Annotated in this window: 19 protein-coding genes and 2 tRNA genes; 17 read left to right on the top strand and 4 right to left on the bottom strand. The window is 69.6% G+C overall.

The features are described from left to right. Positions 1 to 2: 2 nt before the first annotated feature. On the bottom strand, positions 3 to 1,196 hold the full coding sequence (locus ACZ44S_RS00260) for an acyltransferase family protein (protein WP_466922520.1): 1,194 nt from the start codon (positions 1,194 to 1,196) through the stop codon (positions 3 to 5). Between the two features lie 624 nt (positions 1,197 to 1,820). On the opposite strand from ACZ44S_RS00260, the gene ACZ44S_RS00265 reads away from it, so the two are divergent. Then, the gene (locus ACZ44S_RS00265; protein ID WP_030217669.1) at positions 1,821 to 2,015 is read left to right on the top strand and encodes a hypothetical protein; all 195 of its coding nucleotides are present in this window, start codon (positions 1,821 to 1,823) and stop codon (positions 2,013 to 2,015) included. Positions 2,016 to 2,075: 60 nt separating this feature from the next. Continuing rightward, entirely contained in the window at positions 2,076 to 2,486 is a 411-nt protein-coding gene (locus tag ACZ44S_RS00270; RefSeq protein ID WP_466922524.1) for a VOC family protein, read from the top strand. A gap of 94 nt (positions 2,487 to 2,580) precedes the next feature. Here the strand turns inward: ACZ44S_RS00270 and ACZ44S_RS00275 are convergent. After that, positions 2,581 to 2,654: transfer RNA gene (locus ACZ44S_RS00275), tRNA-Gly, on the bottom strand. 167 nt (positions 2,655 to 2,821) lie between these two features. Between ACZ44S_RS00275 and ACZ44S_RS00280 the strand changes: the two genes are divergently transcribed. The 5 genes from ACZ44S_RS00280 to clpX all read left to right on the top strand — a co-directional run bounded on the left by ACZ44S_RS00280 (position 2,822) and on the right by clpX (position 7,683). Further along, positions 2,822 to 2,898: transfer RNA gene (locus tag ACZ44S_RS00280), tRNA-Pro, on the top strand. 165 nt (positions 2,899 to 3,063) lie between these two features. After that, positions 3,064 to 4,464 carry a trigger factor gene (tig, locus tag ACZ44S_RS00285; protein WP_466922526.1) on the top strand — a complete coding sequence of 467 codons (1,401 nt, stop codon included), beginning with the start codon at positions 3,064 to 3,066 and terminating at the stop codon, positions 4,462 to 4,464. Positions 4,465 to 4,817: 353 nt separating this feature from the next. Then, the gene (locus ACZ44S_RS00290; RefSeq protein WP_024887530.1) at positions 4,818 to 5,423 is read left to right on the top strand and encodes an ATP-dependent Clp protease proteolytic subunit; all 606 of its coding nucleotides are present in this window, start codon (positions 4,818 to 4,820) and stop codon (positions 5,421 to 5,423) included. A 110-nt stretch (positions 5,424 to 5,533) separates the two neighbouring features. Then, entirely contained in the window at positions 5,534 to 6,214 is a 681-nt protein-coding gene (locus ACZ44S_RS00295; protein ID WP_466922530.1) for an ATP-dependent Clp protease proteolytic subunit, read from the top strand. Between the two features lie 182 nt (positions 6,215 to 6,396). Continuing rightward, complete coding sequence (gene clpX, locus ACZ44S_RS00300) at positions 6,397 to 7,683, top strand: ATP-dependent Clp protease ATP-binding subunit ClpX (RefSeq protein ID WP_073931885.1); 1,287 nt, start codon at positions 6,397 to 6,399, stop codon at positions 7,681 to 7,683. 73 nt (positions 7,684 to 7,756) lie between these two features. Here clpX and ACZ44S_RS00305 read toward each other — a convergent pair whose 3' ends face one another. Both ACZ44S_RS00305 and ACZ44S_RS00310 read right to left on the bottom strand, forming a co-directional pair. Then, positions 7,757 to 8,656: a hypothetical protein gene (locus ACZ44S_RS00305; RefSeq protein ID WP_466922533.1), complete on the bottom strand. Its 900-nt coding sequence runs from the start codon at positions 8,654 to 8,656 to the stop codon at positions 7,757 to 7,759. A 36-nt stretch (positions 8,657 to 8,692) separates the two neighbouring features. Next, a complete protein-coding gene (locus ACZ44S_RS00310) occupies positions 8,693 to 9,649 on the bottom strand; it encodes a hypothetical protein (RefSeq protein ID WP_466922536.1) in 957 nt (318 codons plus the stop codon). Positions 9,650 to 9,786: 137 nt separating this feature from the next. On the opposite strand from ACZ44S_RS00310, the gene ACZ44S_RS00315 reads away from it, so the two are divergent. The 10 genes from ACZ44S_RS00315 to rodA all read left to right on the top strand — a co-directional run bounded on the left by ACZ44S_RS00315 (position 9,787) and on the right by rodA (position 22,827). Beyond that, a complete protein-coding gene (locus tag ACZ44S_RS00315) occupies positions 9,787 to 12,411 on the top strand; it encodes a valine--tRNA ligase (protein ID WP_466922539.1) in 2,625 nt (874 codons plus the stop codon). Between the two features lie 147 nt (positions 12,412 to 12,558). Beyond that, entirely contained in the window at positions 12,559 to 13,608 is a 1,050-nt protein-coding gene (locus tag ACZ44S_RS00320) for an acyltransferase (protein ID WP_466922542.1), read from the top strand. Positions 13,609 to 13,663: 55 nt separating this feature from the next. Next, entirely contained in the window at positions 13,664 to 15,184 is a 1,521-nt protein-coding gene (folC, locus tag ACZ44S_RS00325) for a bifunctional tetrahydrofolate synthase/dihydrofolate synthase (protein WP_466922545.1), read from the top strand. Positions 15,185 to 15,190: 6 nt separating this feature from the next. Beyond that, a complete protein-coding gene (locus ACZ44S_RS00330) occupies positions 15,191 to 15,541 on the top strand; it encodes a DUF4233 domain-containing protein (protein ID WP_466922548.1) in 351 nt (116 codons plus the stop codon). 82 nt (positions 15,542 to 15,623) lie between these two features. Further along, a complete protein-coding gene (gene ndk / locus ACZ44S_RS00335) occupies positions 15,624 to 16,037 on the top strand; it encodes a nucleoside-diphosphate kinase (protein ID WP_466922551.1) in 414 nt (137 codons plus the stop codon). 328 nt (positions 16,038 to 16,365) lie between these two features. Continuing rightward, positions 16,366 to 17,385, top strand: a complete 1,020-nt coding sequence (locus ACZ44S_RS00340) for a rod shape-determining protein (protein WP_006133575.1) — start codon at positions 16,366 to 16,368, stop codon at positions 17,383 to 17,385. Between the two features lie 171 nt (positions 17,386 to 17,556). Next, a complete protein-coding gene (gene mreC / locus ACZ44S_RS00345; protein ID WP_466922554.1) occupies positions 17,557 to 18,498 on the top strand; it encodes a rod shape-determining protein MreC in 942 nt (313 codons plus the stop codon). 13 nt (positions 18,499 to 18,511) lie between these two features. Next, positions 18,512 to 19,180, top strand: a complete 669-nt coding sequence (gene mreD, locus ACZ44S_RS00350; RefSeq protein WP_466922557.1) for a rod shape-determining protein MreD — start codon at positions 18,512 to 18,514, stop codon at positions 19,178 to 19,180. Between the two features lie 114 nt (positions 19,181 to 19,294). After that, entirely contained in the window at positions 19,295 to 21,628 is a 2,334-nt protein-coding gene (mrdA, locus tag ACZ44S_RS00355) for a penicillin-binding protein 2 (RefSeq protein WP_466922560.1), read from the top strand. Continuing rightward, the gene (rodA, locus tag ACZ44S_RS00360; protein ID WP_466922563.1) at positions 21,625 to 22,827 is read left to right on the top strand and encodes a rod shape-determining protein RodA; all 1,203 of its coding nucleotides are present in this window, start codon (positions 21,625 to 21,627) and stop codon (positions 22,825 to 22,827) included. Before mrdA ends, rodA begins: the two co-directional genes overlap by 4 nt. Positions 22,828 to 22,864: the final 37 nt, after the last annotated feature.

A 22,864-nucleotide genomic window follows, 5' to 3' on the forward strand; every position in this document is an offset into this window, starting at 1 on the left:
CGCTAGACCGGGACCTTCTCGCCCGGCGTGCGCACCTCGGTGCCGGTGCGCCGCTCACGGTCGCGGGCCGTCTCACCCGGGTCCTGCCGGAAGGCCCACGCCATCTTCGGCTCCACCACGCACCGCAGGGTCCGCTGCACCGGCTTGGTGCACAGCACCGTGACGGCGGCGGCCGCGAGGACGGTCAGCCCGATCACGCCGAGCGGTTCCCCGAACACCGGGTCGTCGAACCAGCCCGCGTAGTTGCCCGCCTTCACCAGGAAGGCGTGCAGCAGATAGCCGTAGATCGTGCCCGCGCCGAGCGCCGTGAACCACATGTGCCGGCGCGGCACCCAGGCGAAGAAGCAGGCGGTCAGCAGCAGTGAGCAGCCGAGCGTCCCGAACACCATGACCGGACCCGCCCACCACGGCGCGCCCAGCTCCTCCGCGGCACTGCTGTGGTAGAGCCAGCCGAGTTTCATGTGCGGCATCGACCACCAGGCGACGGCCGTCGCCGCGGCCAGCACGGGCAGGGACATCAGGCGCACCGAGCGGCGGTGCACCCGCTGGAAGTGCTCGGGCCGAAGGAGCAGGCCCAGCACGAAGAACGGCAGGAACTGCAGCACCCGCTGGAGTTCCAGGTCGTCGCCGATCTGGGGCGACACGGAGCCGAGGGCGGCGAGGGCCAGCGAGACAGCCAGCGGATGACGGATCGTCCGCCACACCGGGGTGGTCACCCGCCAGACGACCAGCGCGCACAGGAACCACAGGTGGTAGGTGGGGTCCAGCAGCGTGATGCCGTGGTCCGGATCGTCGTTCCCGTAGCGCTGGAACAGTGAGTACGCCGTCTCGAAGACGACATAGGGGACGATCACACCGGTGATCAGCCGCTTCACGTGCTTGGGGCGCAGATCGAAACTGCGCGAGAAGTAGCCGGAGATCAGGATGAACGCCGGCATGTGGAACGTGTACAGGACGCGGTACGCGGTCTCCACCGCTCCGTCGTCCAGGATCTGACCCCAGGCGTGACCCACGGCCACCAGCACGATCGCCAGGAACTTGGCGTTGTCGAAGAACGCGTCGCGCTGTTTGCCGGACGGCGCCGGCCGGTCGCTCTCCCTGTTCTTGGTGCGCGGGCTCGGCACTCCGTCCGCCGGCGACTGTGCCGGGGGGAGCGGCGTCCTGTGGTTGCCGTACGGTCGCTGCGAGTTCGTCACTGACCCTCCCGGCAGGGGCTCGGGGAGACGATCGGTGAGCTCGCTGCGCTTGCGGGGGACGAGGCAGCGTGGAACATCTGAGGCACCCTAGCGTTGTCCTTGGGATTTCGTAAAACGCCCGACGTCATTCCTGGTTATTCGGTTCGGGTACCCCGGATTGAAGAAAGTGCGCATGCCGCTCGGGTGATGGTCAACACATCAAGTAGACGCACCGTTCGGTCGTCTCATGGCCCCTCTATGTCATGACAGTTCCGCACTAAGCGGTGCATAAGACCGGCAGGCGACTCCGGCGATATGTCCGGCTTCGTCAGCCTTTCCTGGCTGACCCCGGGGCTCGTTGGGTGATCTGCGGTGGCAATTCGAATTACCTGCGAACGCGTTGTGTGGAGACGGAAACGATCCTCCCGAATTCCCTGTGCGGGTGTCACTTCGAATTGTCGTGCGACCAGGTGCCGTTGGCCCTCGGGGACGGGCGTGTGCACACCTGCCGGGACACCGTGACGCGGACGATGCGTCAGCCGTCGCATGACGGGGCCCTGTTGGTGGCACGATGGTTCTGGCGGGGTGCGCGGGGTCGCGTCGCCCGGGCCGGGGAAGCCGAACCGACCGAGGGTGTGATCAGTTGTGGCCATTTCACTGTCAGTGGTGCTGCTGTTGGCGATCATCCTGGTGGTGCTGCTGAGAGGCGGCTCCATCAAGGCCGGGCCGGCGGTCGTCGCCGTCCTTTTCGGCTTCTTCCTCGCCTCCACCGGCATGGCCGACGACATCCAGCGGTTCCTGGACTCGATAGCGGAGATGATCAACTCGATCAGCTTCTGACCCCGCCCCGCCCCGCGCGCACCCCGTCCGAGTCGGGTGTGCCTGTGACAAGATCGCGAGATGCTGCGACTCACCGACTTCATCATCGACTGCCCGGACACGATGAGGCTGGCGGCCTTCTACTCCGAGGTGACGGGCCGTCCGGTCAAGGAGGACAGCTCCGAGGACTGGGCCGGCATCCGGTTCGGCGAGATCGAGCTGGCGTTCATCCGGGTGGACGACTACCGCGCTCCGCAGTGGCCCGACAGCGAGCACCCCAAGCAGTTCCACCTCGACTTCGAAGTGGACGAGATCGAGTCCGAACAGCGCCGCGTCCTCGACCTCGGCGCGACGCTGAGGCAGGACCGCATAGGCCCCAACGGCTACGGCTGGCGGGTTTACACCGACCCGATCGGCCACCCCTTCTGCCTGTGCCGCAACAAGGGCGTCATCTGGACCGACCAGGGCCCGGTCTGGCCCGAGCGCAACTGATCGGTACGCCGAACCGGCGCGGACGGGCGGGTGCCCCGGAAAGCGAATCAGGGCCAGGCGGAGGAAGGATCCTTTGACCTGGCCCTGAGCCATGTGGAGCGGGCGACGGGAATCGAACCCGCGTAGCCAGTTTGGAAGACTGGGGCTCTACCATTGAGCTACGCCCGCACGGAGTGCGCCGCGCGTCGGGCGACCGCGGCACTGACAGGCATCGTAGCGGGTCGTACGCCTCCGGCGCACACCCCGTTTCCGGCCCGCCACCGACGCCGCACCACGCCCGGGAAATGCGGCGGCCGATCCGGCCTGGGTGCATGTACCCTACGTGTCGCACCAGACGGGGTGTGGCGCAGCTTGGTAGCGCGTCCGCTTTGGGAGCGGAAGGCCGTGGGTTCAAATCCCGCCACCCCGACCACCCACCTGCTCACGCACCGGTGATCGCCTTTTGGGTGCCGTAGCCGCTGCCGTTACTATGCAAGCTGCGCGCCCTGTGTGTCTCTGAAGTCCTCCGGGCGGCGAATCGGCCGGACCGTTCTGGTCCCGGCAGAACCCGAGAAGTCAGCCACAAGGAGACCGAACCGTGAAGAGCGCCGTGGAGACCCTGAACCCGACCCGGGTTCGGCTCACTGTCGAGGTGCCCTTCGAGGAGCTCAAGGACAGCCTCGACGCGGCGTACAAGAAGATCAACCAGCAGGTCACGGTGAAGGGCTTCCGCAAGGGCAAGGTCCCGGCCCGGGTCATCGACCAGCGCTTCGGCCGCGGTGCGGTGCTGGAGGAGGCCGTCAACGACGCCCTTCCGAAGTTCTACACCGACGCCGTCAACGAGGCCGAGCTGAGCCCGCTGGGCCAGCCCGAGGTCGACATCACGGAGCTGAAGGACGGCGAGACGCTGAACTTCACCGCCGAGGTCGACATCCGCCCGGCCATCGAGATCCCGGACTACTCCGGCATCGAGGTCGAGGTCGACGCCGTCGAGGTCACCGAAGAGGACGTCGACAAGTCGGTCGAGCAGCTCCGCGAGCGCTTCGCCTCCACCTCCCCGGTGGAGCGCGCCGCCGAGGACGGCGACGTCGTCACCATCGACCTGCAGGCCAAGGTCGACGGCGAGGTCCTCGAGGACGGCGTGGCCGACGGCGTCTCCTACACCATCGGCTCCGGCGAGCTGCTGGACGGCATCGACGACGCCGTGAAGGGCGTGGAGGCCGGTGGCGAGGCCACCTTCACCTCTGAGCTCAAGGGCGGCTCGGCGGCCGGCAAGGAGGCCGAGGTCACCGTCAAGGTCACCCAGGTCGCCCAGCGCGAGCTGCCCGAGCTGGACGACGACTTCGCTCAGCTCGCCTCCGAGTTCGACACCCTCGAGGAGCTGCGCGCGGACAGCCGCAAGCGCCTGGAGAACATGAAGCAGTACGACCAGGCCACGCAGGCCCAGGAGCGGGTCCTGGAGAAGCTGCTCGAGCTGGTCGAGGTCCCGGTCCCCGAGAAGCTGCTCGAGGACGAGATCAACACCCGCAAGCACAACCTCGAGCACCACCAGCTCGGCCAGATGGGCCTCGACCTCGCGAAGTACCTGGAGATCCAGGGCAAGACCGAGGAGGAGTTCGAGACCGAGACCCGTGAGGCCGCGGTCAAGGGCATCAAGACCCAGTTCGTGCTCGACGAGCTCGTCAAGCAGGAGAAGCTCAACGTCAACCAGGAGGAGCTCACCGAGCACCTCATGCGGCGCGCGGCCTCCTCCGGCATGTCGCCCGACCAGTTCGCCCAGGCCGTCGTCGAGCAGGGCCAGGTCCCGCTCCTCGTCGGCGAGGTCGCCCGCGGCAAGGCCCTGGCCGTCGTGGTCGAGAAGGCCACGGTCAAGGACACCAACGGCGAGATCGTCGACCTCGAGGACGAGGAAGAGGACGAGTCCGCCGAGTCGGCCGAGGCCGCTGCGGAGGGCGAGGGCACCGAGCAGGCCCCCGCCGAGGAGAAGACCGAGGGCTGACCCTCGCGTCCCCTCTGACGTGATCAGGAAGGCCCCGGGGTGTACAACACCCCGGGGCCTTCCTGTCCGGCGTCGGGGAACCCACCTCAGGGGCGCGAGGCCGTCTCGGTGTGCGGCTCCGCCGCGCGGGCGCGACCGGCCACGGACGGCCCGCAGCCGCCGCAAACCGAACAGGCACCTCTCTACGCCCCCGGCGAACACCCCCGTTACCGGGATTCCCCGGCGGAGTCCCCGCGTTAGGGTCCTTGAATACCAGGGGACGTGAGTCACCGAATACGGCTCCGACCCCGTAGGGACACGTGAGACGGCCCGGCGCCGTCGTAAGACGAGCAGGTGGATACGTGACGAATCTGATGCCCTCAGCCGCCGGCGAGCCTTCCATCGGTGGTGGCCTCGGCGACCAGGTCTACAACCGGCTGCTCGGCGAGCGGATCATCTTCCTCGGCCAGCCGGTCGACGACGACATTGCCAACAAGATCACCGCACAGCTGCTGCTCCTTGCCTCCGACCCGGACAAGGACATCTACCTGTACATCAACAGCCCCGGCGGCTCCATCACGGCGGGCATGGCGATCTACGACACCATGCAGTACATCAAGAACGACGTGGTGACGATCGCCATGGGCCTCGCGGCCTCCATGGGCCAGTTCCTGCTGAGCGCCGGCACCCCCGGCAAGCGCTTCGCGCTGCCGAACGCCGAGATCCTGATCCACCAGCCGTCCGCCGGTCTGGCCGGTTCGGCCTCGGACATCAAGATCCACGCCGAGCGTCTGCTGCACACCAAGAAGCGCATGGCCGAGCTGACGTCCCAGCACACGGGCCAGACGGTCGAGCAGATCACCCGCGACTCCGACCGCGACCGCTGGTTCGACGCCTTCGAGGCCAAGGAGTACGGCCTCATCGACGACGTGATCGCCACGGCCGCCGGCATGCCGGGCGGCGGCGGCACCGGGGCCTGAGCGGCCGCACGGAGCCCTCGCGGCCCCGTAACGCCCCGCCGGGCCCCCGGGCCCGGTGCACAGCCCCAGCAGCCCCGGCCGACCGCCTCAGCCCCTTTCCAGGAGACACCGTGAACGACTTCCCCGGCAGCGGCCTGTACGACCGTACGCGCGCCGAGTACACCGGCCCCGCGGCCGAGTCCCGCTACGTCATCCCGCGCTTCGTCGAGCGCACCTCCCAGGGCATCCGCGAGTACGACCCGTACGCGAAGCTCTTCGAGGAGCGGGTGATCTTCCTCGGCGTCCAGATCGACGACGCCTCCGCCAACGACGTCATGGCCCAGCTGCTGTGCCTGGAGTCGATGGACCCCGACCGGGACATCTCGGTCTACATCAACAGCCCCGGCGGCTCCTTCACCGCGCTCACGGCGATCTACGACACGATGCAGTACGTGAAGCCGGACATCCAGACGGTCTGCATGGGCCAGGCCGCCTCCGCCGCCGCCGTCCTGCTGGCCGCCGGCACCCCCGGCAAGCGCATGGCCCTGCCGAACGCGCGCGTGCTGATCCACCAGCCGTACAGCGAGACCGGCCGCGGTCAGGTCTCCGACCTGGAGATCGCCGCCAACGAGATCCTCCGGATGCGTACGCAGCTGGAGGAGATGCTGGCCAAGCACTCCACCCGGCCGATCGACAAGATCCGCGAGGACATCGAGCGCGACAAGATCCTCACGGCCGAGGACGCGCTGGAGTACGGCCTGATCGACCAGATCATCACCACCCGGAAGATGGACAACTCCAGCCTGCGCTGACGCGGGGCGGGGTGTAACGTCTGCCGCCCCTTGGCACGGTTTGGCACGGTCCACGTCAAAGTGAACCGTGCCAAGGGGGGCCCGAACGGGGGGCTCGGCAAGGTACCGTCGGACATAAGGCAGCACCAGGAGCCGCCGGACACGGACGTCCGGTCGTCTCCCAGGCGAAGGGGAAGCACACCGTGGCACGCATCGGTGACGGCGGCGATCTGCTCAAGTGCTCGTTCTGCGGCAAGAGCCAGAAGCAGGTCAAGAAGCTCATCGCAGGGCCCGGTGTGTACATCTGCGACGAGTGCATCGATCTCTGCAACGAGATCATCGAGGAAGAGCTCGCCGAGACCAGCGAGGTCCGCTGGGAGGAGCTCCCCAAGCCCCGCGAGATCTACGAGTTCCTCGAGGGGTACGTGGTGGGGCAGGAGGCGGCCAAGAAGGCCCTCTCCGTCGCCGTGTACAACCACTACAAGCGCGTCCAGGCCGGCGAGAACGGCGGCGCGCAGGGCCGTGAGGACGCCATCGAGCTGGCGAAGTCCAACATCCTCCTGCTGGGCCCCACCGGCTCCGGCAAGACCCTGCTGGCCCAGACCCTCGCCCGCATGCTGAACGTCCCCTTCGCGATCGCCGACGCCACGGCGCTCACCGAGGCGGGATACGTCGGCGAGGACGTCGAGAACATCCTGCTGAAGCTGATCCAGGCGGCCGACTACGACGTCAAGAAGGCCGAGACCGGGATCATCTACATCGACGAGATCGACAAGGTCGCCCGCAAGAGTGAGAACCCGTCGATCACCCGTGACGTCAGCGGTGAGGGCGTCCAGCAGGCCCTGCTGAAGATCCTCGAGGGCACCACGGCCTCCGTCCCGCCGCAGGGCGGCCGCAAGCACCCGCACCAGGAGTTCATCCAGATCGACACGACGAACGTGCTGTTCATCGTGGGCGGTGCCTTCGCCGGTCTTGAGAAGATCATCGAGGGCCGGGCCGGCGCCAAGGGCATCGGCTTCGGCGCGACGATCATCTCCAAGCAGGAGCGGGAGTCCAAGGACCAGTTCGAGGAGGTCATGCCGGAGGACCTGGTCAAGTTCGGCATGATCCCCGAGTTCATCGGCCGGCTCCCGGTCATCACCAGCGTCCACAACCTGGACCGTGAGGCCCTGCTCCAGATCCTGGTCGAGCCGCGCAACGCGCTGGTGAAGCAGTACCAGCGCCTCTTCGAACTCGACGGTGTGGAGCTGGACTTCGAGCGCGAGGCGCTGGAGGCCATCGCCGACCAGGCCATCCTCCGCCAGACCGGCGCCCGCGGCCTGCGCGCCATCATGGAGGAGGTCCTCCAGGGTGTGATGTACGAGGTCCCGTCCCGCAAGGACGTCGCCCGCGTCGTCATCACCGCCGACGTGGTCCTCTCCAACGTCAACCCCACCCTGATCCCGCGCGACGCCCGCGGCCGGGGCTCGGGCGAGCAGAAGACGGCGTAGCCGCCACCGCACCGGCAACGCGAAGGAGCCCCGGTCGATCCGGGGCCCCTTCGGCGTTCCTGCGGTGGTGTGCTCAGGCCTTGACCCGCGCCGCGGAGCGCAGTTCGGTGGCGAACGAGGCGACGTCGTCCGTGGCCAGACCGCCGCTGCCGCCCTTCTGCGCCGCGGCCAGGTCCAGCCCGTTGACCACGCCGTAGGTGCTGTGGTCGGCCCAGACGCACACCGGCATCTCGAGCTTCTGGTCGCCCTCGGAGATGGAGGCCGTCTGGCACTTCATGACGGCACCGTCGAGACCGTTGGGCTCGACCGTCTCGGGGCTGCCCTTCCAGGTGACCGCCTCCGGCTCACCCGCGTTGTCGCCGGTGTCCTTGGAGTTCTCGTGGGCGGTGGCGAAGCCCTTGTCGATGGTGGCCTCCGGGTCGCCGATCTCCCCGTAGGCGCCGTTGAACGCCATGGCCTTGCCCAGCTTGGTGGACGAGCCGCTGGCGTAGGACGCCTTCACCACCGTGCCGCTCTTGATGCCGAGCTTCTCCAGGTCGGCGGCGGACTCGGCCCCCGTCGGGCCCCCGTCGCTCGAACCGGAGCCGCCCTTCTTGTACTCGCCGACCGAGGCCGGCGGCTCCAGCTTGTGCGGCCCGTCGTCCGCGATGTCCGCACCGCCGCCCCCGCCGAAGACGAAGTACGCGCCCACACCGATCGCCGCCACGACCGCGACCGCGCCGATGATCAGACCGGTCTTCTTGCCGCTGCCGCCGCCCGGGGCCGGGGGCTGGGGCGGCATGCCGTACGGCGCCTGGCCGTACGGGGGCTGCTGCGGCGGAACGCCGGGCTGCCCGGGCGGGGGTGCCTGCTGCGGGTAGCCGTAGCCGGGCTGCGGTGCCCCCGGCGGCTGGCCGCCGTAGGGACCCGGCTGTCCGTACGGCCCCGGCTGCTGGGGCTGTCCCCCGTACGGGCCCGGCTGGTTGTGACTCATTACTGGATTCCCCTCCAGGTGGCGATGCGCCGGCGGTCAGGCCTTGACGCGGACCTCGTTGCGGATCTTGGTCGTGATGTCCGAGGCGGCGCTCTTGGTGATGTCCTTGGTGTTGTCACCGGGCGAGACGATAGCGATCGTGCTGTAGTCGGCCCAGGCGCAGAACCAGTTGGTCGTTTCCTTCTTGGTGAGGTTGTTGGTGCCCTTGGCGGCCTGGCACTTCATCGCCGCGCCGTCGATGTCGACCGACTCCGGCTCGCCCACCAGCTCGGACATCAGCTCGTTGCTCGACCCCTTGTCCGTCTCCTTCTTGAGGGACGCGAAGATCTTGTCGAGTGCCGCCTCCGGGTCGGTGACCTCGCCGTAGGCGCCGATGAACGACACGCCCCGCGCGGTCAGCAGCTCGGACTGGTCCGGGAGCGTGGTCGGGTCCTGCGGGTCGTAGCCGCTGAAGTCGGCCGTCGAGTAGGAGGCGCCGACGGACTTGCCGTCCTTGACGCCGCCCTTGGCCAGGTCGTCCACCGTGTTGGAGCTGGCGTCCTCGCCGCCCTCACCGACCCGGGTGTACTCGCTCATCAGCGTTTGCGGCGTCGACAGCTTGTGCGGTCCGTCGTCCTCCAGGCCGCCCGCGCCGCCGCCCCCGCCGATCACGAAGTACGCGCCCACACCGATGGCCGCCACGACCGCGACCGCGCCGACGATGATCGCGGCCTTCTTGCCGCCGCCGCCCGGGGCCGGCGGCTGGGGCGGCATGCCGTACGGGGCTTGGCCGTAGGGCGGTTGCTGGCCGTAGGGGGGCTGCTGGGGCGGGACCCCGGGCTGGCCGGGCTGCTGCGGATAGCCGTATCCGGGCTGGCCGGCCGGGGGCGTCTGCTGGGGGTAGCCGTAGCCGGGCCCCGGAGCCTGCGGCGGTTGGCCGTAAGGACCCGGCTGGCCGTACGGTCCGGGCTGCTGGGGCTGCCCGCCGTACGGGCCCGGCTGGTTGTAGCTCATCTCTGGGTTCCCCTCCAGATGCTTATGCGTTGCTGACATCCTGACTCAGGAGTGACACGTTCAGGTCGGCGGGGGTCGCACCGTTACAAACGAAACGCGTTTCGGGACAGGCCCGTGACGCCTCTAAACTGAGCCGCGTGACCGAGAACGCTCAGCAGCAGCCACCAGCGCCCACCACCGAACTGCCGACCCAGTACGCGCCGGCCGATGTAGAGGGGCCGCTGTACGAGCGCTGGGTGGAGCGCGGTTACTTCGAGGCGGACGAGAAGAGCGAGAAGCCGCCCTACACCATCGTCATCCCGCCGCCGAACGTCACCGGCAGCCTGCACCTCGGGCACGCCTTCGAGCACACGCTCATCGACGCCCTCACCCGCCGCAAGCGCATGCAGGGCTTCGAGACGCTGTGGCAGCCCGGCATGGACCACGCCGGCATCGCCACGCAGAACGTCGTCGAGCGGGAGCTCGCCAAGGAGGGCAAGTCCCGTCACGACCTCGGGCGTGAGGCGTTCGTCGAGCGCGTTTGGCAGTGGAAGGGCGAGTCCGGCGGCCAGATCAGCGGTCAGATGCGCCGCCTCGGCGACGGCGTCGCCTGGTCGCGTGAGCGCTTCACGATGGACGAGGGCCTGTCCCAGGCCGTCCAGACCATCTTCAAGCGGCTCTACGACGACGAGCTGATCTACCGCGCCGAGCGCATCATCAACTGGTGCCCGCGCTGCCTGACCGCGATCTCCGACATCGAGGTCGAGTACCAGGACGACGACGGCGAGCTCGTCTCCATGAAGTACGGCGACGGGGACGACACCATCGTCGTCGCCACCACCCGCGCGGAGACCATGCTCGGTGACACCGCCGTCGCCGTTCACCCGGACGACGAGCGCTACAAGCACCTCGTCGGCAAGCTCATCAAGCTGCCGCTGACCGACCGTTCCATCCCGGTCGTCGCGGACGAGCACGTCGACCCCGAGTTCGGCACGGGCGCCGTCAAGGTGACGCCGGCACACGACCCGAACGACTTCGAGATCGGCCGGCGGCACGACCTGCCCGCCATCGCCGTCATGGACGAGCACGCGGTCATCACCGCCCACGGCCCCTTCCAGGGCCTGGACCGGCTCGAGGCCCGCTCCGCCATCGTCGGCGCGCTGCGCGCCGAGGGCCGGATCGTCGCCGAGAAGCGGCCGTACGTCCACTCGGTCGGCCACTGCTCGCGCTGCAAGACCACCGTCGAGCCGCGGCTGTCCATGCAGTGGTGGGTCAAGGTCGGCCCGCTGGCGAAGGCGGCCGGTGACGCCGTCCGCGACGGCCGCGTCAAGATCCACCCGCAGGAGATGGAGAAGCGGTACTTCGACTGGGTCGACAACCTCCACGACTGGTGCATCTCGCGGCAGTTGTGGTGGGGCCACCGAATCCCGGTCTGGTACGGGCCGAACGGCGAGGTCGTCTGTGTCGGCCCGGACGAGGAGCCGCCGGCCGGTGAGGGCTGGCACCAGGACACCGACGTCCTCGACACCTGGTTCTCCTCGGGCCTGTGGCCGTTCTCCACCCTCGGCTGGCCCGAGCGGACCGAGTCGCTCGCGAAGTTCTACCCGAACTCCGTCCTGGTCACCGGCTACGACATCCTCTTCTTCTGGGTCGCCCGGATGATGATGTTCGGCCTCTACGCGATGGACGGCACCCCGCCGTTCCACACCATCGCCCTGCACGGCATGGTCCGCGACCAGTTCGGCAAGAAGATGTCGAAGTCCTTCGGCAACGCGGTCAACCCGCTGGACTGGATGGACAAGTACGGCTCCGACGCCCTGCGCTTCACGCTCGCGCGCGGCGCCAACCCGGGCGTCGACGTGCCGATCGGCGAGGACTGGGTCCAGGGCTCGCGCAACTTCGCCAACAAGATCTGGAACGCCACCCGCTTCGCCCTGATGAACGGCGCGACGGTCGAGGGCCCGCTGCCCGACGCGTCGAGGATGTCGCCGACCGACCGCTGGATCCTCTCCCGGCTGAACTCGGTCGTCGCCGAGGTCGACGCGTACTACGACGACTTCCAGTTCGCCAAGCTGTCGGACGCGCTGTTCCACTTCGCCTGGGACGAGGTCTTCGACTGGTACGTCGAGCTGTCCAAGACGACGTTCCAGGCGGGCGGCGAGCCGGCCGAGGTCAGCAAGCGGGTCCTCGGCGAGGTCCTCGACGTCACGCTCAGGCTGCTCCACCCGGTCGTCCCGTTCGTCACCGAGACGCTGTGGACGACTCTGACGGGCGGCGAGTCGGTCGTCGTCGCCGACTGGCCCGCCGACAGCGGCTTCCGGGACGCCGACGCCGAGCGGGAGATCGGGACACTGCAGTCGGTGATCACCGAGGTCCGCCGCTTCCGTGCCGACCAGGGGCTGCAGCCCGGCCAGCGGGTTCCGGCCCGGCTGACGCTCGACGGCACGCCGCTCGCCCCGCACGAGCCGGCCATCCGGCAGCTGCTGCGCCTGCAGCCGGAGGGCGACTCCTTCACCGCGACGGCGACCCTGCCCGTCGCCGGTGTCGAGGTCGCGCTGGACCTGTCCGGCGTGATCGATGTCGCCGCCGAGCGCAAGCGGCTCGCCAAGGACCTCGCCGCCGCCGAGAAGGAGAAGGCCCAGGCGACGGCGAAGCTCGGCAACGAGGCGTTCCTGGCGAAGGCCCCGGACCACGTCGTGGACAAGATCCGCACGCGGCTGGCGAAGGCGGAGGAGGACATCGTCCGCATCGGCTCCCAGCTGGACCGCCTGCCCGCCGCCTGACACGGGTTCACAGCGCCCACGGCCCCCGACCCCTCCGGTCGGGGGCCGTTCACGTCGTTGTGGGGGGCGTGTAACCCGCCCGCGGGAACCTGCGGCTTCGCCCACCGCCAGGCCGAACTGGCCGCCGCCGTCAGGAGCACGCCCGCCATGCCCCGAACCGCGCCCTCCGCCGCGCCGCTGCCCGCCGAGCCGACCGCGCGGGACGGCCCCGGCGCCGACCGGCGGTTCGACATCGACCTGCTGCGCGTCCTGTGCACCGCCGCCGTCGTCCTGGTGCACACCTCCGCCGAGTTCCTCGACGCGGGGCACCGCACGACCGGCGTCGTCGGCGACTCGGCCGGCCGGTTCGCCGTGCCCGCCTTCTTCGCGATGGCCGGGTGGGCCGCCCTCGCCGGCTCGCCGGTGCCCGACGAGCGCCGGCTCCTCACCCGGCTCGGACGGATCCTGCGTCCGATGGCGGTGTGGACGGTGCTCTACCTCCTCTGGCAGTACGTGACCGGGCCGCCCCCGGACGGCGGCCCCTGGGAGGCGCTGCGGGCGCTCTTCGGTTCCGTCGAGGCCGCCTTCCACCTCTGGTACCTCTACACCTACGTACCGCTCCTGCTGCTCCTCGGCTGCGCCGTGCTCGTCCTGCGGCAGCGCGCCGTGCCCCGCCGGTCGCTGGTGCTGCTCGTCGCCTTCGCCGTCGCACCGGCGGCCACCGGGGACCTGCGGACGCTGACCGGGCCGGCGCTGCCCTCCTGGGAGTGGAGTGTGTCGCTGTCCTCGCTGGGGTACGCCGTGGCGGGCGCTGCCCTGCTCGCCGCCCGGCGGCGCGGCCCGCGCCCGCTGTGGCTCGCGGGCGCGGCGGCCGGCCTGGCCGCCCTCACCGTGTACCAGCTCACGGTGCGGCATCCCGCCGCGTATGGGAGTGCGGCGGTGGCCGCGCTGACCTTTGCGGTGCTCGGGGCGGTGGCCGGGGTGCGGGTGCCGGAGCGGGCGCGGGGGGTGCTGGTGCGGCTGTCGGATGCCTCGTTCGGCACGTATCTGGTGCATCTGCTGTGGGTGATGCTGCTGGCCGGGCCGGTCGCGGAGGGGCTCCCGGCGGGGTGGTGGGCGCCCGCGGCGCTCGCTGTGACGGCGGTCGCCGCCGCCGTGCTGTCCTTCGCCGTGAGTGTCCTGTGGGGGAGGCTCGGGCTGCGGAAATGGCTCGGCTGACGCGGGAGCCGGGGCCTGCCCGGCGCGGGCCCGGCGGCTCCGTAGACTGGGGACCGTGAGCGAGCGCCCAGAATCAGCAGGTCCCGACCCGGACGACACCTTTGACGAGTTCGCGGAGCTCGTGGAGGAGGAGACCCGCCGCGACCCCGATCTCGCGGTGATCGAGGCCGGCAGCCGCACCCTGCGCACCCAGGGCGGCCCGCCGCAGGCGGACGCGCCCGCGCGGCCCGAGGACCCCGAGGTCGACCGGGCCCTGCGCGAGGTCGAGGGGGAGCTCGCCACCCGCTGGGGCGAGACGAAGCTGGAGCCGTCGGTCGCCCGGATCTCCGCGCTGATGGACGTGCTGGGCGAGCCGCAGCGCTCGTACCCGTCGATCCACATCACCGGTACCAACGGCAAGACCTCCACCGCCCGCATGATCGAGGCGCTGCTCGGCGCGTTCGAGCTGCGTACCGGCCGGTACACGTCCCCGCACGTCCAGTCGGTCACCGAGCGGATCAGCCTCGACGGGGCGCCGGTCTCCGCGGAGCGGTTCATCGAGACGTACCAGGACGTCAAGCCGTACGTCGAGATGGTCGACTCCCAGCAGGAGTACCGGCTGTCCTTCTTCGAGGTGCTCACCGGCATGGCGTACGCCGCCTTCGCCGACGCTCCCGTGGACGTCGCGGTCGTCGAGGTCGGGATGGGCGGGAGCTGGGACGCGACCAACGTGATCGACGCCGGCGTCGCCGTGGTGACGCCGATAGACCTCGACCACACCGACCGGCTCGGGACCACACCCGCGGAGATCGCCACCGAGAAGGCGGGCATCGTCAAGCGGGACGCGACGGTGATCATGGCCCAGCAGCCGGTGGACGCCGCTCAGGTGCTGCTGAAGAAGGCCGTCGAGGTGGACGCGACGGTGGCCCGTGAGGGTCTGGAGTTCGGCGTCGTCGCCCGGCAGGTCGCGGTGGGCGGCCAGCAGGTGACCCTGCGCGGGCTGGGCGGTGAGTACACCGACGTCTATCTCCCGCTGCACGGCGCCCACCAGGCGCACAACGCGGCCGTGGCGCTCGCCGCCGTGGAGGCGTTCTTCGGCGTCGGCGCGCAGCGCGTCGAGCCGCTCGACATCGACACCGTGCGCAAGGCGTTCGCCGCCGTCGCCTCCCCGGGCCGGCTGGAGGTCGTACGGCGCTCGCCGACCGTCGTCCTGGACGCCGCGCACAACCCGGCGGGTGCGCGGGCGGCGGCCGAGGCGATCGGGGAGGCGTTCCAGTTCAGCAGGCTCATCGGTGTGGTCGGCGCGAGCGGCGACAAGAACGTGCGCGGGCTGCTGGAGGCGTTCGAGCCGGTCTTCGCCGAGATCGTCGTCACGCAGAACTCCAGTCACCGCGCGATGGACGCCGACGAACTGGCCGCGGTCGCCGTGGAGGTGTTCGGCGAGGACCGCGTCCAGGTCGAGCCGCGGCTGCCGGACGCGCTGGAGGCCGCGATCACGCTGGCCGAGGAGGAGGGCGAGTTCACGGGCGGCGGTGTCCTCGTCACCGGTTCCGTCATCACCGTCGGCGAGGCCCGACTGCTCCTGAGGAGGGGCTGAGTTCCCGTGCGTACGCTCTGTGCTTCGACGCTGATCGGCGAGTTCTTCATCATCGGTTTCGCCGGACTGGTCGCGATGAAGGACGCGGACCTGTCCACCGGCACGGTGTGGACGGTCTGCGGCATCGCGATGTTCCTGTGCGTGGCCCTGTGCGGGGTGATCACGCGGCCGGGCGGAGTGGCCCTGGGCTGGGCGCTGCAGATCGCCCTCATCGCCTCCGGGGTCTTCGTCCCGATGATGTTCTTCATGGGTGCGATTTTCGCGCTGCTGTGGTGGGCCTCGGTGCACTTCGGGCGAAAGGTGGACGAAGCGAAGGAGCGTTTCGCCGCCCGGGCCGACCAACCTGACGCTGCGTGACAGATGCCGCGACACGCCCGGTAACCTCATCACTCCGCATCACTTCACGCACTTCAGCACTTCACGCACAAGGAGCTCCGTCGTGACCCAGCGCACCCTCGTCCTCCTCAAGCCCGACGCCGTCCGTCGTGGCCTGACCGGCGAGATCATCAGCCGTATCGAGCGCAAGGCCGGCTGGCAGATCACCGCGCTGGAACTGCGCACCCTGGACCAGGACACGCTGGAGCAGCACTACGGCGAGCACAAGGGCAAGCCTTTCTACGAGCCGCTGGTGGAGTTCATGGCGTCCGGCCCGGTCGTGGCGATGATCGTCGAGGGCGAGCGGGTCATCGAGGGGCTGCGCAAGCTGGCGGGTCCCACGGACCCCATCGCCGCCGAGCCCGGGTCGATCCGCGGCGACTTCGGTGTGATCGTCCGGGAGAACCTGATCCACGCCTCCGACTCCGAGGAGTCCGCCGAGCGCGAGGTGAAGATCTTCTTCCCGGGCCGCGCGTGAGCGCGTACAGCAGGCCGCGGGTATCCCGCGCATAACGATCACATCGCGGCCGCATACGCGGCGTTTGCCGTGTGCCTGATGGTCTGGGGGCTTTGCCCCCGGACCTTTTTTTGGCATATGCGCGGCGTTCGGGGGAACGGATGCCCCCGATGGCCCGTCTCCACAAGCAGGGCGACACGCCATCTGATGACAATGGCGAAGACCCTCGCACAGTGTTCGCGAAGGCGCGTCTACCATGGAAGCCTTCACGTCACCGCACCCACCTCGCCAACCTGAAAAGCCCTCAAAAGCTCGTGGGAAGGCCAGACGAATCCTGATGGGGAACTCAATGTCGTTCATCGGCCGTGACATGGCTGTCGACCTCGGGACCGCCAACACGCTGGTGTACGTCAGGGGTCGCGGGATCGTACTCAACGAGCCGTCCGTGGTCGCGATCAACACCAACACCGGTGGCATCCTCGCGGTCGGTGCCGAAGCGAAGAAGATGATCGGGCGCACGCCCGGCAACATCGTTGCCGTGCGTCCGCTGAAGGACGGCGTGATCGCCGACTTCGAGATCACCGAGCGGATGCTCCGCTACTTCATCCTGAAGATCCACAAGCGGCGGTATCTGGCTCGTCCGCGGGTCGTCGTGTGCGTGCCCTCGGGCATCACCGGCGTCGAGCGCCGCGCCGTCATCGAGGCGTCGTCCCAGGCCGGCGCCCGCCAGGTGCACATCATCGAGGAGCCCATGGCCGCCGCCATCGGCTCCGGGCTGCCGGTCCACGAGGCCACCGGCAACATGGTGGTGGACATCGGCGGCGGCACCACGGAGGTCGCGGTCATCTCCCTCGGCGGCATCGTCACCGCCCAGTCCATCCGTGTCGCGGGCGACGAACTGGACAACGCCATCATCCAGCACATCAAGAAGGAGTACTCCCTCCTGCTGGGTGAGCGGACGGCCGAACAGATCAAGATCACGATCGGTTCGGCGTACGACCTCGACACCGACGAGCACACCGAGATCCGCGGCCGGGACCTGGTGTCCGGACTGCCCAAGACCGTCGTCATCTCCGCGGCCGAGGTACGCAAGGCGATCGAGGAACCCGTCAACGCCATCGTCGACGCGGTCAAGACCACCCTCGACAAGTGCCCGCCGGAGCTCTCCGGCGACATCATGGACCGGGGGATCGTGCTGACCGGCGGCGGCGCCCTGCTGCGCGGCCTCGACGAGCGGCTGCGCCGGGAGACGGGCATGCCGATCCACATCGCCGAGGACCCGCTGGACAGCGTGGCGCTCGGTTCCGGCAAGTGCGTCGAGGAGTTCGAGGCGCTCCAGCAGGTGCTGGACGCCCAGCCCCGCAGATGACCCGGCTCTTCGACTCCGCCGTACGGGATGTTCCCCTCTCGTACGGCGGATCGCTGGCATAGGGGCATAGGCTCCCCCACAAGCCCCGAAAGCCCCTGAACACGCCACCCCACACCTGAACAAGACGACACCTCATACCCGTTCTCGACGAGGAAGGCACGGCCGCCGCACGTGAGGGACACGAAAGAGAGCCGGCTGCTCCTGGTGCTGCTGATCGCCATCGCGTTCGCACTGATCACGGTGGACATCCGCGGCGGGGAGGATTCGCCGGTCGACGGTGCCCGGCAGGCCGCGGCGACCGTTTTCGGCCCCATCGAGAACGGCGTGTCCAGCGCGGTCGACCCGATCGGCAACGCGGTCACCGCCGTCCGTGAGTCCGGCGACCGGCACGACCGGCTCGCCGACCTGGAGCGGGAGAACACCGCGCTCAAGGCCGAGCTCGGCAGCGACGACCGCAACCGCAGCCGCCTCGACCAGCTCGACAAGCTGCTGAAGATCTCCGGCAAGGGCCAGTACGGCATCAAGGGCGCCCAGGTCATCGCCATAGGAGCGGCCCAGGGCTTCTCCTGGACCATCACCATCGACGCCGGCGCCAACGACGGCATCCAGCGCGACATGACCGTACTCAACGGCGACGGACTGGTCGGCCGCGTCACCACCGTCGGCCCGAACACCGCCACGGTGCTGCTCGCCAGTGACCCCGACTTCACCGTCGGCACCCGCATGGAAGCCGGCGACGAACTCGGCTTCGCCTCCGGCCAGGGCGACCGCCCGCTGCGCGTCGAACTGCTCAACGGCAAGGCCGAGATCAAGAAGGGCGACCGCCTGGTCACCTTCGGCTCGCAGGCCGACAAGCCGTTCGTGCCCGGCGTCCCCGTCGGCGTCGTCTCCCGCGTCGACCCCTCCGGCGGCGACCTCACCCGCACCGTCTACGTCACGCCGTACGTCAGCTTCAGCAAGCTCGACGTGGTCGGCGTCGTCGTCCAGGCCCCCGAGAAGGACCCGCGCGACACGGTGCTGCCCAAGAAGCCCGAGCCGACCCCCACGCCGACCGTGACGGTGACCGTCACTCCCTCGGCCCCTGCCGACGGCCAGTACCAGCAAGAGCAGTAGGAGCTGTCACCCCATGCGCGTCAACCGGATCCTGCTCTCCAGCTCGCTGATCGTCGTCGCCCTGGTGATCCAGGTGAGCGTCCTCGCCCGCCTCCACCTCCCGGGCGCGGTCCCCGACCTGCTGCTGCTCACCGTCCTCGGCCTCGCCCTGGTCTACGGCCATGTCGGCGGCGCCCTCGTCGGCTTCGCCGCCGGTCTCCTCGTCGACCTCGCCCCGCCCGCCGACCACGCCGCGGGCCGCTACGCCCTCGTGCTGTGCGTCATCGGCTATCTCGCCGGACTCGTCAAACCCGAGAGCGGCCAGGTGAAGTCGGCCACCGGCCCCATGGTCGTGGTCGTCGCCGCCGCCGTCGGCTCCACCCTGCTCTACGCCGGTGTCGGCGCCCTCGTCGGCGACACCGCCGCCCGCCATGTGGGCCTGAGCTCGCTGCTGTTCACCGCCGCGCTGTACGACCTGCTGCTCGCGCCGTTCGTCGTCCCCGGCGTCATGGCCCTGGCCCGGCGCGCCGAGCACGATCCGCTCGCCGAGACGGGCTCCGCCAAGTCCGGCGACATCTCCTCCGGCTGGCTCTCCGGCGGCACCGGACTGCGCATCGGCGGCCAGAAGAGCGGACTGCGCGTCAAGGCGGCCCGGGCCCGGATGGCCCGCGCCGGACGCATCAAGGGGGTCAAGCGCCTGTGACCTGGCGGAACTTCACCAGAACGGGTGAACGTCGACGGAACGCCGGGACCCGTACCGGCCGTTCATCCCTCGTACCCGCACACCCGCACGCGCTCTGAGAGAGGAGGAAACCGCGTGACCAACATCCCCGAGACCGGCCGCAGCCCGCGGGTCCAGATCCGCCTCGTCGTCATCCAGGTCCTCGTCATCTCCCTCCTCGGCACCCTCGGCGGGCGCCTGTGGTACCTCCAGATCCGCGAGGGCGACCAGTACGCCAAGGAGGCCTCCGGCAACCACGTCCAGCAGGTCGTCCAGCCCGCCGTCCGCGGCTCCATCCTGGACGCCCGCGGAGTGGCCCTCGCGGACAACGAGACCCGGCTGGTCGTCTCCGCCTCGCGCACCGAGCTGCTGAAGATGAAGGACGACGGCAAGGCGGTCCTCACCAAACTCGCCGGCGTCCTCGGCATGTCGCCGAAGGAGGTCAGGGAGAAGGTCCGGCTCTGCGACGCCGAGACCCCCCAGCCCTGCTGGAACGGCTCGCCGTACCAGCCCATCCCCATCACCGACGAGGCCACCCCCAAGCAGGCCCTGCAGATCCGCGAGCGCGCCGAGGACTTCCCCGGCATCACCGCCGAACCCCAGGCCGTGCGCCGCTACACCTCCCCGGGCAAGGCCAACACCGCCCAGGTCCTCGGCTACCTGTCACCCGTCACCGACGAGGAGATCCAGAAGGCGCAGGACACCGACTCGCCCTACCTGCGCTCCGACATGGTCGGCCGCTCCGGCATCGAGCGTCAGTACGACAAGCAGCTGCGCGGCAAGGCGGGCGTCACCCGCTACGAGGTCGACAAGCTCGGCCGCGTCCTCGGCCAGGCCGAGGCCGACCCCGCCCAGCCCGGCGCCAACCTCGTCACCAGCATCGACGCCCGCGTCCAGCGCATCGCCGAGTACCAGCTGAACGAGGCGATGAAGGAAGCCCGCAAACAGCACGACCGCAACACCAACCGCAACTACGAGGCCGACTCCGGCGCCGTCGTCGTCATGGAGGCCAAGACCGGCCGCGTCGTCGCCATGGCCTCCAACCCCACCTACGACCCCAACGCCTGGGTCGGCGGCATCTCCGCCAAGGACTACGCGGCCCTCACCGGCAAGAAGTCCAACTACCCGCTGCTCAACCGCGCCACCCAGGGCCTGTCGGCACCCGGCTCCATCTTCAAGGTGATCCCGACCGCCGCCGCCATACAGGCCGGCTACTCCTTCGAAGGCCCCTACGAGTGCTCCAGCTCGTACTCCATCGGCGGGCAGGTCTTCAAGAACTTCGAGTCCCAGAGCTTCGGCGGCATCAGCCTCGGCCGCGCCCTGGAGGTCTCCTGCGACACCGTCTTCTACCGGCTCTCCCACGAGGAGTGGAAGCGCGACGGCGGCAACAAGCCGAAGAAGGACCCCAACGACTGGTTCTACAAGACCGCCCACCAGTTCGGCCTCGGCGAGAAGACCGGCATCGACCTGCCCAACGAGGTCACCGGCCGCGTCCCCGACCGCCAGTGGAAGAAGGACTACTGGCAGGCCAACAAGGACGCCTGGTGCAAGACCGGCAAGAAGGACGGCAGCTACGCCGAGCGCATCGCCTACGAGAACTGCCTCGAAGGCAACCGGCTGCGCGCCGGTGACTCCGTCAACTACTCCATCGGCCAGGGCGACACCCTCGTCACCCCCATCCAGATGGCCACCATCTACGCCGCCATCTCCAACGGCGGCACCCTCTACGACCCCACCATCGGCAAGGCCGTCATCAGCCCCGACGGCAAGACCGTCACCGAGATCGAGCCCAAGGCGCACGGCAAGCTGCCGACGAGCAAGAAGACCCTCGCCCAGATGGACGAAGCCCTCGCAGGAGTCGCCACCCGCGGTACGGCCGCGTGGCGATTCGGGGGCTGGCCACAGGACGAGATCCCGATGCACGCCAAGACCGGTACCGCCGAGGTGTACGGCAAGCAGACCACCTCCTGGTTCGCCACCTACACCAAGGACTACTCGATCGTCATGACGATCTCCCAGGGCGGTACCGGCTCCGGCGCCTCGGGCCCCGCCGTGCGCAACATCTACAACGCCCTGTACGGCGTCTCCGAGGACGGCGAGATCGACAAGAAGAAGGCACTGCTGCCCACCCCGCAGAAGACCCTCCCCAAGGTCCGCACCGACGGCACCATCAAGTCCCCGAAGGTCTCCAAGGACCCCGCCAAGGACCGCGCGACCCCCTCGCCCGGCGCCACCGCCACCACCCCGCAGGACGGCGACCCCGCCGACCCGCAGCAGGCCGGCACCGTCCCCTCACCGGAGAACACCAACCGCGACACCCGCCGCCGCGAGCGACGACGGGGCGGCGGACCGCGCCGCGGCGACGGGCGCCTCCGCGCCCGCTCCCGCCACCGGTCCGGCAGGACCGCGTCACGCGGGGCGGCGTCATGACCGGCGGCGTCAACAGCTTCCAGGTCTCCGGATACGGACCCGAGCGGGCCGGCTGGACACGGGTCTTCGCCCGCGACTCCCTGGCCCGCCGCCTCGACTGGCCGATACTGCTCTCGGCGATCCTGCTCTCCCTGCTGGGCTCGCTCCTGGTCTACTCGGCCACCCGCAACCGCACCGAACTCAACCAGGGCGACCCCTACTACTTCCTGGTCCGGCACTGGCTCAACACCGGCATCGGACTGGCCCTGATGGTCGGCGCCCTCTGGCTCGGCCACCGCGCCCTGCGCACCGCCGTCCCCCTGCTGTACGGCGCCTCGGTCTTCCTGATCCTGCTGGTCCTCACCCCGCTGGGCTCCACCATCAACGGCGCCCACAGCTGGATCAAACTCCCCGGCGGCTTCTCGCTCCAGCCCTCCGAGTTCGTGAAGATCACGATCATCCTGGGCATGGCGATGCTGCTCGCCGCGCGAGTCGACGCCGGCGACAAGCCCTACCCCGACCACCGCACGGTCCTCCAGGCACTCGGCCTCGCCGTCGTCCCCATGCTGATCGTGATGCTCATGCCCGACCTCGGCTCGGTCATGGTCATGGTCGTCATCGTGCTCGGGGTGCTGCTCGCCTCCGGCGCCTCCAACCGCTGGGTCTTCGGGCTGCTCGGAGCGGGCGCCGCCGGCGCGGTCACCGTCTGGCAGCTCGGCATCCTCGACGAGTACCAGATCAACCGGTTCGCCGCCTTCGCCAACCCCGAGCTCGACCCCGCCGGCGTCGGATACAACACCAACCAGGCCCGCATCGCCATCGGCTCCGGCGGACTGACCGGCTCCGGCCTCTTCCACGGCTCCCAGACCACCGGCCAGTTCGTCCCCGAGCAGCAGACCGACTTCGTCTTCACCGTCGCCGGGGAGGAACTCGGCTTCGTCGGCGGCGCACTGATCATCGGCCTGCTCGGCATCATCCTCTGGCGCGCCTGCCGCATCGCCCGCGACACCACCGACCTGTACGGCACCGTCGTCGCCGCCGGCATCGTCGCCTGGTTCGCCTTCCAGACCTTCGAGAACATCGGCATGACCCTCGGCATCATGCCGGTCACCGGACTGCCCCTGCCGTTCGTCTCCTACGGCGGCTCCTCCATGTTCGCCGTCTGGCTGGCCGTGGGCCTGCTGCAATCGATCCGGATACAACGCCCGATGTCCGCGTAACACCCCGCCCGGCCCGCACATCACCGGTGCGGAGCGG

It is taken from the genome of Streptomyces malachitofuscus (assembly GCF_055571035.1).